General features: G+C 55.0%; 13 protein-coding genes. 7 read left to right on the top strand and 6 right to left on the bottom strand.

Annotated elements, in window-relative coordinates:
* Positions 1-217: 217 nt before the first annotated feature.
* Together lnu(C) and ACEE09_RS08935 are read right to left on the bottom strand one after the other, a co-directional pair.
* Positions 218-712, bottom strand: coding sequence for a lincosamide nucleotidyltransferase Lnu(C) (lnu(C), locus tag ACEE09_RS08940; protein WP_002837187.1), 495 nt, complete (start codon positions 710-712; stop codon positions 218-220).
* Positions 713-735: 23 nt separating this feature from the next.
* On the bottom strand, positions 736-1,773 hold the full coding sequence (locus ACEE09_RS08935) for an IS1595-like element ISSag10 family transposase (protein WP_002837184.1): 1,038 nt from the start codon (positions 1,771-1,773) through the stop codon (positions 736-738).
* Positions 1,774-2,046: 273 nt separating this feature from the next.
* On the opposite strand from ACEE09_RS08935, the gene ACEE09_RS08930 reads away from it, so the two are divergent.
* Entirely contained in the window at positions 2,047-2,847 is an 801-nt protein-coding gene (locus tag ACEE09_RS08930; protein ID WP_449083978.1) for a DUF3427 domain-containing protein, read from the top strand.
* Here the strand turns inward: ACEE09_RS08930 and ACEE09_RS08925 are convergent.
* The gene (locus ACEE09_RS08925) at positions 2,837-4,084 is read right to left on the bottom strand and encodes an amidohydrolase (RefSeq protein ID WP_449083976.1); all 1,248 of its coding nucleotides are present in this window, start codon (positions 4,082-4,084) and stop codon (positions 2,837-2,839) included. The genes ACEE09_RS08930 and ACEE09_RS08925 overlap by 11 nt on opposite strands.
* Positions 4,085-4,195: 111 nt before the next feature.
* Positions 4,196-5,845 carry an AbgT family transporter gene (locus ACEE09_RS08920; protein ID WP_449083974.1) on the bottom strand — a complete coding sequence of 550 codons (1,650 nt, stop codon included), beginning with the start codon at positions 5,843-5,845 and terminating at the stop codon, positions 4,196-4,198.
* 124 nt (positions 5,846-5,969) lie between these two features.
* On the opposite strand from ACEE09_RS08920, the gene pheA reads away from it, so the two are divergent.
* A complete protein-coding gene (pheA, locus tag ACEE09_RS08915; RefSeq protein ID WP_449083972.1) occupies positions 5,970-6,923 on the top strand; it encodes a prephenate dehydratase in 954 nt (317 codons plus the stop codon).
* Between the two features lie 9 nt (positions 6,924-6,932).
* Here the strand turns inward: pheA and ACEE09_RS08910 are convergent, their stop codons facing one another.
* Positions 6,933-8,093, bottom strand: coding sequence for a diacylglycerol/lipid kinase family protein (locus ACEE09_RS08910; RefSeq protein ID WP_449083970.1), 1,161 nt, complete (start codon positions 8,091-8,093; stop codon positions 6,933-6,935).
* Between the two features lie 145 nt (positions 8,094-8,238).
* Between ACEE09_RS08910 and serS the strand changes: the two genes are divergently transcribed.
* From serS to ACEE09_RS08890, 4 genes are all read left to right on the top strand, one after another.
* Positions 8,239-9,543, top strand: a complete 1,305-nt coding sequence (serS, locus tag ACEE09_RS08905) for a serine--tRNA ligase (protein WP_449083968.1) — start codon at positions 8,239-8,241, stop codon at positions 9,541-9,543.
* Between the two features lie 227 nt (positions 9,544-9,770).
* On the top strand, positions 9,771-10,724 hold the full coding sequence (locus ACEE09_RS08900) for a metal ABC transporter substrate-binding protein (RefSeq protein ID WP_449083966.1): 954 nt from the start codon (positions 9,771-9,773) through the stop codon (positions 10,722-10,724).
* A 17-nt stretch (positions 10,725-10,741) separates the two neighbouring features.
* Positions 10,742-11,569, top strand: coding sequence for a metal ABC transporter ATP-binding protein (locus tag ACEE09_RS08895; protein ID WP_449083964.1), 828 nt, complete (start codon positions 10,742-10,744; stop codon positions 11,567-11,569).
* The gene (locus ACEE09_RS08890; RefSeq protein WP_449083962.1) at positions 11,562-12,413 is read left to right on the top strand and encodes a metal ABC transporter permease; all 852 of its coding nucleotides are present in this window, start codon (positions 11,562-11,564) and stop codon (positions 12,411-12,413) included. The genes ACEE09_RS08895 and ACEE09_RS08890 overlap by 8 nt, the downstream gene beginning before the upstream one ends.
* On the opposite strand, the gene ACEE09_RS08885 is transcribed toward ACEE09_RS08890, so the two are convergent.
* Positions 12,410-13,114 (bottom strand): metal-dependent transcriptional regulator, encoded by a 705-nt coding sequence (locus tag ACEE09_RS08885; RefSeq protein ID WP_449083960.1) that lies wholly within the window; start codon positions 13,112-13,114, stop codon positions 12,410-12,412. The two genes, ACEE09_RS08890 and ACEE09_RS08885, sit on opposite strands and share 4 nt — an antisense overlap.
* Before the next feature lie 178 nt (positions 13,115-13,292).
* Here ACEE09_RS08885 and ACEE09_RS08880 point away from each other — a divergent pair, with 178 nt between their 5' ends.
* Positions 13,293-14,153, top strand: a complete 861-nt coding sequence (locus tag ACEE09_RS08880) for an HAD family hydrolase (RefSeq protein WP_449083958.1) — start codon at positions 13,293-13,295, stop codon at positions 14,151-14,153.
* The last annotated feature ends 16 nt before the right edge of the window (positions 14,154-14,169 follow it).

Genomic DNA, 14,169 nt, shown 5'->3' with positions numbered 1-14,169 from the left:
ATATTTTTGCCGCGGGTGGGGCCGTTGTCTAGTTGGTGGGTGTGGGGTGCGTGTCTACTTTTGAATAAGCCTCCTTAACCCCAAAGTGGAGGTCTTGGCCGATAACCTCAAGGTGTTTGCTGAAGAGCAAAAGAAAGGCTATGTCACAACAAACAGTTGATAAATAGCCATTTTTATAGGGGAGTATCAGAACTCCCCTACAAACTGTTATTTGCAGTTATCTATACTCATTTGGAATTTCGATATGAAATGTCTCACACAATAACTTCACATCATGTGCATCATTTTCATCAAACTCGTATCCCAGATGGAACATTACTTGACTATATGGTTCAATACAGGAAACCTCTATTTCCTCAATTCTTCCTTTACCCGAAAAAGTTTCTACCGGAAAACAATCCCCATCATAAAGAATTTCACCTTCGTCCGTATATTCAAAACAATGCAAATCAATAATTCTGTTTTTCAAATCTTCCCATACAGTATGGTTCAATGTTGTATATTCCATCTTAATCTCATAAAAGCCATTAGCTTTCATTATTTCTATAAAGTTCTGATAATCGTTCTTTTCTACAAAAATGTCAATATCATTATGGGCTCTTGACTGATATCCAAGAAGAGCATCTACACCCCAGCCACCATCAAGAAAGACTTTAATCTCCGCATCTATTGCAAATTGAAGAATCTGTTTTACATCTGTTATATTGACCATCTTATCATCTCCACAAATTCTAATTAGGCGACCAGAGGAACTGCTGGTCTGTTTGATAAATCTCTGCATTTAGCAGTTTTCAATGTTGCCAAAACAAAAGTTAAGAAGATGTTCCTTTTCTCCATGTCGCTTTCTTTGGCGTAATTTACAAGGTTATTCCACACAAGATAGTTGTTCAGATACTTGGTAGAAACACCGTTAAAGCCACGCATAAACCTCTTTAGCTGGCTATGGTAGCTATTGATATGTTGGATATTATAAATGCCTTTCTTGGCTTTGCCAGTCTTTAACTGCACAAGGTCAATACCATTGGCATTTGTAAATCTCACATAGGAGTTCATCTTGTCCGTAACAAGAGTGGAATTGGTCTTAATCCTACCATCATAAATATGATGTAAATCTCTTGTAGAAACTCTACCAGTATTCGTAATCTTGGAGATAGACAAGCCATTCCTATTAACCGCACAAGGAACACATACCTTTTCTTGGGACAAGCCTCTGATATGTGTAGAATGACCACGCTTATGAGCCTTGCGTGGCATAGCAAATGTCTTACTCTTGCTATGATTGCCCTTGTACGAGATGGCGAAAAAAGTTTCGTCAGCCTCAATAATGCCGTCAAGGGTAACATCGTCTGCCATATTCTGAAGTGCATCCAAAATCTTGTGTCTCCAAAGGAATGCGGTGTTTCTGTGAATCCCACAAGCAACAGCAGTCTTACGAATGGATAAGCCATTCATCATACAATCAATGTACTGCTCCCACACGGACAAGTCTTTTCTTGTACCAGACACAATGGAGTTCGTAGCAATCACGAAGGACTTGCCACAATCCTTACATACATATCGCTGTGTGCCATCTTTACGATGACCATTGCGAACCACATGGATACAGCCACAAAGAGGGCATACACGACCATTTGCAAAGCGTTCCTTTGCTACGAAATCTTCAATATTCAAAGACTTTACAAAGGCAGGACTTAAAAGCATTGTTTTAAGGCTTTCCTGCTCTGCGACAGTCAACTTACCGATAATATCTAATGCGTCTTTGATAGTAGGCATATCCAATTACCTCCTTCGGTGGTACTGTTTCTTACTATTATTATACGCTATTTCTCGTCAAAAATCAACCATTTGTTGTGACAGAGCCAAAAGAAAAAGAACTTTGAAGTTGTGGTCACCCAGCTCCTTGAGCCTTATCTTGAACGGTATGGTCTAGAACTTGCTCATATCTATGGGAGAAAAACAAAGAACGGTAAAGGGTTAACTTTTACATTCCTCCTGGACCAGGCAGGGCAGATACCTAGGATCTCGGGCCTGTATGAAAAGGGGTCGGTGACAGAGCACCTGTCGAATCGCATTAAGGCGTTCACCAATGTGAACGATGAGGAACGAGTCGATACTTATCAGCGACTTCTATTAACCGATATTTGGGAAAAAGACCTCAGCATGCGGGAAAAACGCTTTGCCTGGATGCTGCTTTTCTCCTTCTGGCCCAACGGCAAGATAGGGGACAGCAAGGAAAAATTTACCCTCGACCAGGGACTGGGCGAACTGCGTCAGCACCCGTATTTCATTCAAGAACTCTTACAGATTTGGGCTTACCGGCTAGGCGCAGACAGGCACGCCCCTCAACCTTCTTCTAAAGTGTCAGAAGATATTCCGTTGCGCACTCACGCCTACTATTCACGCGAAGAAATCTTTGCTGCCATAGGTCTTCACGAGAATGAAAAGCGGTCTGTACCGGCGGGTGCTGTGCAAGGGGTCTACGAGTTGCGCGCAACTAACACCATTGCCTTATTGGTGAACCTTAGCAAGTCTGAGAAGCACTTCACCCCTGAAACAATGTATAGGGACTATGCCGTGACTGAGCGTGAGTTCGCTTGGGACTCTCAGAACTCAACCGCTTCTGAGAGCAGGCTAGGGAGAATCTACCAGCACCACGGGCAGCTGGGGCAGGTCCCACTACTTTTTGTGCGCTATACCAAAGAGGACGGAATAGGTACGGCACCCTACCTGTTTGTGGGTTCTGTAGCCTACCGTTCTCATAGCGGCTCGCAGCCGATGCACATTAAGTGGGACCTGGAGCGCCCCTTACCTGCTGACCTCTTCGCTCTTGCCCGTTCTACCGCTTAACCTGCGAGTAGAGGGCGCTGACGGCTGCGCGCACGCCTGCTTGGAGGGTGGGCTCTGGTTGGGGTGCGAAGAAGGGGGAGTGGTTTGAGGCAATCGGTTCCTCGGCTAGCTGTTCGGGCGTCATTCCGCCTAAGATCCAGAAGCAGTAGGGGATGTTCGCGGCGTCCCCCAGTTCCCCAAAGTCTTCGCTGGCCATGAGGTAAAAATCGGGGTCGAAGGTGACCTGCTGGCTGCCGAGTTCTTGGGTGAATACGGCTGCTAGTTCGGTTGAGACCTGCTCATCGTTCACCACAGAGTTTGAATAGTGGTAGTTGATGATATCGGGGGCTGGTGCCCCTGAGGCTAGGGCCTCTGCCTGGGCGATGCGTTCCACGGCGGCCAGAACGCGCTGGCGTACTTGGGGGTTGAAGGTTCTGATGCTGGTGCGGATCTCTGCTGAGTCGGGGATGATGTTCTCTTTCTTCCCGGCATGGAGCGACCCGACCGTCAGCACCGCTGTCTCACTGGGCGCTACTTCACGCGCTACCACCGTCTGAAGGCGTACTACCAGGTGGGCAGCCAACACTACCGGGTCGATTGTGTCTTGGGGTTGGGAGCCGTGCCCGCCCTTACCGTGAAGGGTGATACCTAGTGAATCAACGGCAGAGGTTAGTGGGCCGGTTGTCACAATGACCTTCCCCGCTTCAAAGGGGAAGACATGCTGGCCGTACATGACGCTGGGCACGGGCACGGTCTGCCACAGCCCTTGGGAGACCATGAGTTTGGCCCCGTCCTTGCCTTCTTCACCAGGTTGGAAGATGAACTCGATGGTTCCTGCCCAGTCGCTGCCGTCACGGGCGAAAAGGTCCATGGTTTTTAGGCCCATGGTGATGTGGCTGTCGTGCCCGCAGGCGTGCATGACGCCCACAGTTTCACCTTCCCAGGTGCCCACGGCGGTAGAAGCGTAGGGCAGGCCGGTGCGCTCAGTGACTGGTAGCCCATCAATGTCGGCCCGGTAGGCCACCGTGGGGCCTTCACCGTTGCGTAGGATCACCACGGTGCCGGTTTCCCCGATGGGGACGATGTCGCAGGTGACCCCCTGCCCTAGCAGCAGGTTTTGGGCTCGTTCCCTAATCTTTCGGGTGGTCTCATATTCTTGCAGGCTCAGTTCTGGGCTGGCGTGGTAGGCCTTGTACTCTTCAAGCAGGTGCTCTTGATCGGCTGCGGTCAGGCTGAGCGAAGCGGGCAGGTAGGTCATGGGTTAACTCCTTGTGGGGTTGATATGTGGGGTAGAAGGCTAGAGGTGAGGGTAATAAAAACCGGTGTGCCCGCCCCCTTCCCGGAAAGGGGTGAACACACCGGCTAGATACTATTGGCCAATCATGATCCCTGCACCTGGCCCCATGGGCAGGTTGAAGAAGTAGAAGACGAAGAGCACAGCCAGCCACGCCAACCAGAAGGTGAACACGAAAGGCAGCAGGCGGGCCATCATGGTTCCTAGCCCTGCCTTGGGCTCATACTTACGCACCATGGCCAGTACCAGGAAGATGTACGGGTTCATGGGGGTAACAATCTGGGTTGCAGAGTCGCCCACACGGAAGGCACCCTGAATGAAGCCAGGCTCGAATCCGAGGATACCGAACATGGGCACGAAAACTGCTGCCATGAGCGTCCACATGCCTGAACCTGAGACGATGAAAAGGTTCAAAATTGAGCACAGGACGATGAACATGACGATGACGGGGAAGCCAGTCAGGCCAGCATTTTCTAGGATCGTTGAGCCGCTCACGGCGATCCAGGAGCCTAGGCCACTCCAGTTGAATAGGGCGATGAACTGGCCTAGTACAAAGGCCAGGACCAGGAAGCCCACCATGTCTTTCAGGGCTTCACCCATGAGTGTGGGGACGTCCTTGAAACCGCGGACGGTGCCAGCAACACGGCCGTACACGTAGCCACTGACGGAGAAGAACAAGAAGATGATGAAGACAATCGATGAGAGCAGGGGGGACTGGGGCAAGAAGCCGCCTGCTTCGTTACGCCAGGGGGAGTTGGGCATCAGGCAGGCGATGAGTACCGCGACCCCCACCAGCAGGAAGGCGATAGCGCCCCAGGCTAGGGCCTTCTTCTCGCGGGAGGAAACTTCGCCAGTTTCACCATTGGGCAGCTCTTGCTCAGCGGGAGGCACCTGCTCCTGGCCGATGGCACGCTGCATACGGGTGGAGGGGGTGGAGCTCTTGTCCTCTAGTTCCTCTTCGCTGATTTCTTCGGTGGAAATCTTGTCGCGCACAATGCGAGGCTCCAGCACCTTATCGATGATGAAACCAGCAACCAGGGTCAGAATGATTGCTGAGACGATGTTGAAGTAGTAGTTAGAAATAGGGGAGACCTCAGCGGCGTTTTCTGCCAGTGCCGGAACAGAAGGAATCACCGCGTTGGTGATGCCGGCAAAGAGGGCATCCAAGGAGGTCGGCAGGACGTTGGTGGAATACCCGGCGCCCGCAGCGGCGAAGCCACCGAGCAGACCTGCTAGGGGGTGGCGTCCTGCTGCTTTGAAGGCGAGGGCTGCTAGCGGAGGAACAATCAGGAAGACGGAGTCAGCCATGATAGAACCCAGCACGCCAATGAAACCTACTGCGTAGGGAAGGACCCAGCGGGGGGCACCGCCGATGCTGTAGCGGATTGCTGCGGCCAGGAAACCAGATTTTTCGGCGATACCAATAGCCAGCAGAATCGTTACCACGGTCAAAAGCGGTGGGAAACCAATATAGTTTTCGCCGATGGTGGTGGTGAACCACGTAAGACCCTCAGGGGTGAAAAACCCCCGGATAGCAAGAGGCTCGTCTGCCCCGGGGACGTGAATAGTTACCTTGTTCCAGGCCATGAGCGAAGAAGCTACTGCGGTGACCAGGAAAAGAAGGGTAAAGAGAGTAAAGGGTTCGGGCAGTTTATTGCCCACATTCTCGATACCGTTGAGAACTTTATCCAGGGGAGATTTGGAGGTTTTAGTGTCGGTAACCATAACCACTTCCTCAGTGTAATGTGTGTGTGCTGTGGCCTAGTATAAGCAGGTCGGGTGGTACTGGACTACTTTGAAAGAATATGACGGCGGGTGCGCCCCGCCTGCACCGGCTAAACTAGAGCCCATGCGCTACACCTACCTTGGCCCCTCGGGCACTTTTACTGAAGCAGCTCTTTTGACCGTGCCCGGTGCCCCCGACGCTGAACGCATCCCCTCAACGTCCGTACCTGCGGCGTTAGATGCCCTGCGCGATGGCCAGGCTGACGCTGCCATGGTGCCCATTGAGAACTCTGTAGAAGGTGGGGTTACCGCAACTCTTGATGCCATTGCGGCACTAGATGGCTCCTTGCGTATTATCCGTGAAGTGCTGGTGCCTATCACCTTTGTGCTGGTTGCCCGCCCGGGCGTTACCTTAGAGAGCGTCAGAACAATCTCAACTCACACCCACGCTTGGGCGCAGGTGCGTTCCTGGGTGGCAGAGAACAAGCCGGGTGTGGAGTACCTGCCCGGTTCGTCCACCGCTGGCGCTGCCTTGGGCTTATTGAACAAGAACCCCGGTTATGAGGCTGCGATCTGCTCGCCTGCGGTAGCTCAGACCAACCCCCAGTTGCAGGTGCTGGCCCATAATATTGGTGATAATAAGAACGCGGTGACTCGCTTTGTGCTGGTTGCCCGCAATGCGGCAACCCCTACCCCTACCGGTGCAGATAAAACGACCTTGGTTATTCCCTTGCCCCAGGACCGCCCAGGTGCCCTGCTGGATTTATTGGAGCAGTTCTCTACCCGCGGTATTAATCTTTCCCGCATCGAATCGCGGCCTACCGGCGAATTCTTGGGCTCCTATTTCTTCTCTATTGACATCGACGGGCACCTTTATGATGCTCGTGTGCGCGATGCCCTGCGCGGTATTCACCGGGTCTCACCTGGGGTTCTTTACCTGGGTTCCTACCCGCGCGCTGATAAACGATTAGCCGCCGTAGACCCCATGCACGATGAGACGTCCTTCGATGATGCCCGTGCCTGGGTTGAAAGTCTTTTCCCGGGTGGGCGGCCTGAGGATCTCAAACACAATATTTAGAGGCGTCATTTAGAGGCGGAAGAGCCGCTGCCACCAGAGGCGCTGCTGCTGGGCGATGTCTTCCCTGGCATCCATCAGGTCCCCCAGGGAACGAATCTGCATACTCTCGGGGTAAACATTGACCATTACCGCGCTGGGGCGCACCTGGGCGTGGAGGGCTGTGACGTCACCAAGGACGTCCCCATCTACCTCAACTGGTAGGTGGGAGTGGGGGAAGCGCACCTGCACGTCTGTGCCTACAAAGTGCTCTACCACCGGGTAAGGTACGTTGGGGCGGCGCAGAATAAACTGCCCGACCATGCGCACCCAGCTTAAGAGGTTGCGCGGGGTCAGCACAATAACCTCAAGCTGCCCGTCCGCTAGTTCTGCTACGGACGCCAGGTTCACCCCGCCCTGGATCTTGCCGGTATTAGCTATCAGCACCGCGCGAATTTTTCGGTGGATTGCTTCACCGCCGTCTACGGAAATCTCTGCGGGGCGGCGGCGGGTGACGATGTGCTTCATGCTGGCCTCAACGTAGGCTAACCACCCGATTTTAGCTTTGAGGTCTTCGCGGGTGTCTGTCATGATTTGGGCGTCAAAACCGGCCCCTCCCATGACCAGGTAGTTCACATCAGGGGGGTTCTTGGGCCCTGTCATGCTCATGTGAATCATGTCGATAGCCCGCTGCTGACCGTGTAAGGCTACGTTGATGCAGGCGTGGAGGTCGGCTACGTTCATTTCAAGGTTGCGGGCTAGAAGGTTGCCGGTGCCCAGGGGTACTACTCCTAGGGTGGCTTCGGTTCCGGCTAGGGCATCGGCTACTGCCCGCACCGTGCCATCGCCGCCTACGGCTAGTACAATCTCGGCCCCGTCAGCTATGGCCTGGCGGGCCATTCCCGCGCCGGGGTCATCTATCTCGGTTTCATAGAAACGGGCCTTGGGCCAGTTGGCGAACCCCAGTTCGGCCGTAATGATGCGGTTGACGGACTCTGTGCGTGCTTTTGACGGGTTGTAGACCACCGCTACTTGGCGTGGTGTGCCGGCTTCTAGTTGCCGGTGGAAAGGCCTGTAGACGGGGAAGAGGTCAGGGCGTGCCCGTTGCGCCTGCCGCACCGCAATAAGGGCGGCGGTACCAGCGAGCACCGCAGAAACAGCAAGAGACGATACGACAGTCCTACGCGAAACCATATGACCAGCATACTGAATGAAACCGTCTGGTGCTTGGCCAACACCCTCCCAAACCTGCCCCAATCCCACCAGGCGGACGCACCAGCCCACCCCTCTGCGTCCTTCCGCCTGACATCCCGGCGGCAACTACGGTAAATTTAGAGGCATGATTGACATTAACCTCCTGCGTGAAAACCCCGACGCCTTCCGCGCCTCCCAGCGCGCCCGCGGTGCTGACGAAGCCGTCATCGACCAGATTCTCGAAGCGGACGCCACCCGCCGCACCTCCATCAACGAATTCGAGAAGCTACGCGCCGAACAGAACGTTTTCTCCAAGAAAATCGGCAAGGCCGCCAAAGAAGAAAAGCAGGCCCTGCTCGCTGAGGTTAAGGAACTCTCCCACAAAGTCTCAGAAGCCAAGGCCGCAGCGGACGCCGCAGCCGCCCGCCAGGAAGAACTGGTCGCCGGTGTTGGCAACCTCATCATTGACGGTATTCCCGCCGGTGGGGAGGATGACTATGTGGTCATCAAGCAGGTCGGTGAACCCCGCAACTTCGAGGCAGACGGCTTTGAACCCCGCGACCACCTTGAAATCGGTGAACTCATCGACGGTATCGACATGGTACGCGGCGCTAAAGTATCAGGCTCCCGCTTCTACTTCCTCAAAGGCCATGTAGCCCGCCTAGAACAGGCCCTTATGTGGATGGCCCTTGACCAGGCCACCGCCAACGGCTTCACCATGCTCACCACCCCCACCCTGGTGCGCCCCGAAACCATGAACGGCACCGGCTTCAACGTCGAACACGACGACGAAATCTACCGCCTAGAACGTGATGACCTCTACCTGGTCGGCACCTCAGAGGTCGCTATTGCCGGCTACCACGCCGATGAAATCATCGACTTCGACAAGGGCCCTAAGAAGTACCTGGGTTGGTCCTCCTGCTACCGCCGCGAAGCTGGCTCCGCCGGTAAAGACACCCGCGGCATCATCCGCGTGCACCAGTTCAACAAGGCTGAAATGTTCGTCTACTGCCCCGTTGAACAGGCAGAAGAGATGCACGCCAAAATGCTGGCCTGGGAAGAAGAAATGCTCGCCAAATGCGAGCTCTCCTACCGCGTCATCGACACCGCCGCAGGCGACTTGGGCTCATCTGCTGCCCGTAAGTTTGACTGCGAAGCCTGGGTGCCCACTCAGGGAGCCTTCCGCGAGCTGACCTCCACCTCCAACTGCACCACCTACCAGGCCCGCCGCCTGAACGTGCGCGAGCGCATGCCTGATACCGTCACCGCAGATGGCAAGACCAAAAAGGGTGGCACCCGCACCGTAGCCACCCTTAACGGCACCTTGGCGACTACCCGCTGGCTGGTTGCTATTCTTGAGACCCACCAGCAGGCTGACGGCTCGGTTCGTATCCCTGAGGCCCTGCGCCCCTATATGGGTGGGCTAGAGGTTATTCCGGTAGTCCAGTAAAGCGAGATAGTCTATCTGGTAGCTAAGGCTCACCTTCTTGCTTGCCCGTGTGGGGCAGGTGAGGGGTGGGCCTGAGTCTTTTGCGTGGATTTTGGTGGGTTTTATTGGGGTGTCAAAAATGCAAATATTCTTGAAAGTTCGTCTAGACGAACTTATGATGGTGGCGGTGAAGAAGACATCCTCTCCCCACTAAAACCCACCGACTACCTAGCACGAAAGAACTCCCCATGGCACAGTTCCCCCCAGCTCACCGCTCACAGCGACCATCCCGCCTGCGCACCCTCATGGCCACAGTAGCCATCGTCTCCACCGGACTGCTCTCCGCCTGCGCCCCCAACTCCACAGAAGCGTCCTCCCACAAACCCCAGGTACTGGCAACCTTCACCGTCCTAGCCGACATCGCCCAAAACGTCGGCGGCGACTACATCGACGTCCAATCCTTAACCAAACCCGGTGCAGAAATTCACGAATACGAGCCCACCCCCTCAGACGTCCGCAAGGCAGCAGACGCCGACCTGATCCTAGCCAACGGGCTCAACCTCGAAACCTGGCTCAACCAGTTCCTTCACGACTCCGAGGCCCCAAGCGTCACCGTCACCCAAGGCATCGACCCCATCACCATCACCGAAGATGCCGGGGCTGGTAAACCCAACCCCCACGCCTGGATGAGCCCCCTTGCCGCCCAAACCTACGTCGATAACATCGCCGAAGCTTTCTCCCAGCTCGACCCCGAACACGCTGACGCTTTCACCGCCAACGCCGAAGCCTACAAAAAAGAACTCCAAAAGGTCCACGACCAGCTAGTAGCTGAACTGGCAGACCTCCCTGAGCAGCAGCGCCTGCTGGTCACCTGCGAAGGAGCTTTCTCCTACCTGGCTCATGACGCCTCCTTGGAAGAAGCCTACCTCTGGGCCGTTAACTCAGACGGGCAAACCGGCTCACGCCGCATTCGAGAAATAGCTGACACCGTAGAAGAAAACCAGGTACCGGCGGTATTCTGCGAATCAACCGTCTCATCCAGCTCCATGGAACAAGTAGCCAACGAAACCGGGGCACACTATGCAGGAGCCCTCTACGTTGACTCCCTCTCAGAAGAAGGCGGCCCCGTACCCACCTACCTAGACCTTATCCGCTACGACGCCGAACTCATCGCAGAAGCCCTCGGCTCCACCCACCAGTAAGAGACAAAGAAACCACCATGCGCAGACCTAGCCCGCAGACCCAGGGCCATACCCCCACCTCAGCCCTGCTGGAAGCCCAGGACCTCACCGTCAGCTACGGGGACGTCAAAGCCCTCACGTCTGCCTCTGTGCAGGTAGAGAGCAAGAGCATCTGCGGGCTAGTCGGCATGAACGGGTCTGGAAAATCTACCCTCTTCAAAGCTCTCATGGGAGTAGTACCCACCAGCGGGCGCGTCTTCATTGACGGGCTCACACCAGCCCAAGCCCGCAAGGCAGGTATCGTCAGCTACGTTCCCCAGAATGAAGATATAGACTTTACCTTCCCTGTCTCCGTAAGGGACGTCGTTAGCCAAGGGCGCTACGGGCGGTTAGGAATCACCCGCAGACTCACAGCAAAAGACCGAGCCGCTGTGGATATGGCCCTAGAACGAGTCAGTCTCACCGACCTAGCCGATAGACAAATAGGCAACCTCTCAGGGGGCCAGCGCAAACGCGCCTTCGTCGCCCGTGGCCTAGCCCAAGGCGCCCGCCTGCTCCTGCTAGATGAGCCCTTCGCGGGTGTTGATAAACGCAGCGAAACAATGCTCATCTCCCTCTTCAAGGAACTTAAAGAAGGTGGGGCAGGAATTCTCATCTCAACCCACGATTTAGCCCACCTGGCCGATCTTGCAGATACCGCTATCTTGCTGCGTAACGAGGTGCTGATGACCGGCTCACCCCAGCAGGTGCTAGCCCCTGAGAATATCGTCCGCGCCTTTGGCATGAACCCCTTAGCGCCAGCCAGCTACACCGCCACAAACCTTAACCCCGCGCCCTCTTACCCCCAGGAGCCTCACCATGCATGAGTTCTTTATCGAACCTCTCACCTACGGCTTCATCCACCGCGGGCTTATCGTTACGGTCATCGCTGCCCTTGTCTGTGCCTTACTTTCCTGCTGGCTTATTCTCATGGGCTGGGCCCTCATGGGCGATGCTATCTCACACGCTGTCTTACCCGGTGTGGTCTTAGCCTATATCTTTGGGGTGCCCTTCTCCTTGGGGGCTATCATTGTTGCTCTTATCGCTGTAGGTTTGATCGGGGCGGTGGGGCGCCGGGGTCGAATCCGTGAGGACGCTGCTATCGGCATCGTCTTTACCGTTATGTTCGCCCTGGGCCTGGTGCTGATATCTATTACCCCATCACAAACAGATTTACATTCCATTCTCTTTGGTAACGTGCTGGGTGTGAGCTGGTCAGATGTTGCCCAGATTGCGGGGCTAGCTTTTATTGTTATCACCGTACTCATGGTCAAACGCCGTGATTTGGTGCTCTACGCTTTTGACCCTAGCTACACTCACGCTATCGGGCTTAACCCGCGCCTTCTGTCAGGGCTGCTGCTGGTGGCCCTGGCTATGACCTCGGTGCTAGCCCTTCAAATTGTGGGTGTGGTTCTGGTTGTTGCCCTGCTGGTTATCCCTGGTTCTACTGCGCGTCTGCTGACTGACCGTTTCACCCCTATGCTGGTGATTTCTTCGCTGGTTTCGGTGGTGGGGGCTGTGACGGGTTTCTATCTGAGCTACGCTTTTGATGTCTCGGCTGGTGGCTCTGTGGTTCTGGTCCTGGGCTTCTTCTTTAGCGTGGCCTATCTGTTTGCTCCTGGCCATGGGGTGCTTGCCCAGCTGCGTGCTCGGCGGGCAGTAGCGGCCTAAGATTCAGGGTGCGCACTGGGGCGAGGGGAGACCATTACTACGTGTGCTATCTCAGCGCTTAAGACCATCACCTGACCTGTTCCCAGGGCAAAAGAAATCATGTCTTCTTGCTGCTGATTCTTGGCGAGGATCAGCACTGCACCGGGCACCACCCCAGATTCTGCTAGCAGGCGTAGGAGAGCCGGATCATCGTCAGGGATCCGCTCAACAACCACTTCTGCCCCGGCCCCTTGCCCTTGGGCACAATCAGCGAGTGTCAAAGACAATAGCTGCTCCACCTCACCTACGGGGGACGGAATAGGGTCTCCGTGGGGGTCACGGCGTGGGTAGCCCAGTAGGGCATCGATGCGGTCAATCATCATGTCAGAGACAGCATGTTCTAGTACTTCAGCCTCATCATGCACCTGGTCCCAGCGATACCCTAGGGTTTGCACCAGGAACGTCTCAATGAGGCGGTGCCGACGAATCATCGACAGGGCATAGCTTTTACCCTGCTCTGTTAACTCAATTCCTCCGTAGGGCTGGTGGAGAGCCAAACCCGCGGAGACCAGCCGCTTGACCGCGTCCGAAACCGTAGATTGCCGTAAACCAGCCCGTGCTGCCACCTCTGATGTTGTGGCTGGCTCATGAGAATGCTCGGTGATACTCCAGATAATCTTGAGATAATTCTGTGTGCTATCGGATAGGTCAGCTAAAGACATACACAAAAATATACAGAACTATCACAAAGTGCGGAATAAAACATTCGCAAAGTGCGGAATAGCGCATTCATGCTATGCCTCATGAGGGTATTCAAAGATTCCTTGTTTAAGGCCTTGCTCACCTTGCCTTAACCCGGCTTTTGTATAGTCTGGTCTATACGAGAGAAACGAGACACCGATGATTTCAGAGATCAAAGACATGCAAACCCTGCCGCTGCGCCGCTCGGACTGGCAAAAAGAGGACGGCGCCAAGTACCTGATCGCTATCGACGTTGATGGCACCCTGGTTAACCACGACGGCGCCATGAGCGAGGGCGTCAAAAAGGCAGCGCAGGAGGTCGTGGACGCTGGCCACCACGTAGTCATTTCAACCGGGCGTTCCCTGTGCGCGACCTTACCTATTGTTGGGATGATTGGGCTTACCCGCGGCTATGCGGTCAGTTCCAATGGGGCAGTGACCCTCAGCATTGACCCTGCCGTGGAGGCTGGCTACCGCATCATCGACAAGGTCACCTTTGACCCTTCACCTGCTATCACCTTACTCAAAGCTAAGCTGCCGCAGGCGTCCTTGGCTCTTGAGGCACCTGATGGCACCGTCTACGCCACCGACAATTTTGAGGACTGGTCATTTGGGGTAAACACGGTCAAAACTACTCGCACTAAGATGGCGGCGATGAACTCGGCGGTGCGCGTGGTGGTGTGCTCACCCAGTGATACCCCCGCTGATTTTAAGCGTGCTATCTACGATTCGGGTTTGCACGGGGTGAACTATGCGGTGGGGTGGAGCGCCTGGCTTGATGTGGCCGCCCATGGTGTCACTAAAGCAACAGCCTTAGAGCAGATTCGCCGCAAACTCCACGTGGACCCCCGCCACACCATCGCTATCGGCGACGGCCTAAACGATAAGGAAATGATTCACTGGGCTGCCCGCGGCGTTGCTATGGGCCAGGCTGTACCTGAGGTAGCTGAACTGGCTACGGACGTCACCGGCTCAGTCTACGAGGACGGGCTGGTCCCCATCCTGCGCGACCTGCTTTAAGCAATGGCGGCTTGGC

It is taken from the genome of Rothia sp. 88186D007BW, from assembly GCF_053544215.1.
The sequence above is the reverse complement of the archived record's forward strand: the minus strand, read 5'-3'. Positions and strand labels throughout refer to the sequence as shown.

What these genes read in the sequence shown, in the direction of transcription:
- ACEE09_RS08935 (WP_002837184.1), bottom strand. Translation starts at nt 1,773, where the DNA reads ATGCCTACTATCAAAGACGCATTAGATATTATCGGTAAGTTGACTGTC.
- ACEE09_RS08925 (WP_449083976.1), bottom strand. Translation starts at nt 4,084, where the DNA reads ATGACCTACCTGCCCGCTTCGCTCAGCCTGACCGCAGCCGATCAAGAG.
- ACEE09_RS08920 (WP_449083974.1), bottom strand. Translation starts at nt 5,845, where the DNA reads ATGGTTACCGACACTAAAACCTCCAAATCTCCCCTGGATAAAGTTCTC.
- pheA (WP_449083972.1), top strand. Translation starts at nt 5,970, where the DNA reads ATGCGCTACACCTACCTTGGCCCCTCGGGCACTTTTACTGAAGCAGCT.
- ACEE09_RS08910 (WP_449083970.1), bottom strand. Translation starts at nt 8,093, where the DNA reads ATGGTTTCGCGTAGGACTGTCGTATCGTCTCTTGCTGTTTCTGCGGTG.
- serS (WP_449083968.1), top strand. Translation starts at nt 8,239, where the DNA reads ATGATTGACATTAACCTCCTGCGTGAAAACCCCGACGCCTTCCGCGCC.
- ACEE09_RS08900 (WP_449083966.1), top strand. Translation starts at nt 9,771, where the DNA reads ATGGCACAGTTCCCCCCAGCTCACCGCTCACAGCGACCATCCCGCCTG.
- ACEE09_RS08895 (WP_449083964.1), top strand. Translation starts at nt 10,742, where the DNA reads ATGCGCAGACCTAGCCCGCAGACCCAGGGCCATACCCCCACCTCAGCC.
- ACEE09_RS08890 (WP_449083962.1), top strand. Translation starts at nt 11,562, where the DNA reads ATGCATGAGTTCTTTATCGAACCTCTCACCTACGGCTTCATCCACCGC.
- ACEE09_RS08885 (WP_449083960.1), bottom strand. Translation starts at nt 13,114, where the DNA reads ATGTCTTTAGCTGACCTATCCGATAGCACACAGAATTATCTCAAGATT.
- ACEE09_RS08880 (WP_449083958.1), top strand. Translation starts at nt 13,293, where the DNA reads ATGATTTCAGAGATCAAAGACATGCAAACCCTGCCGCTGCGCCGCTCG.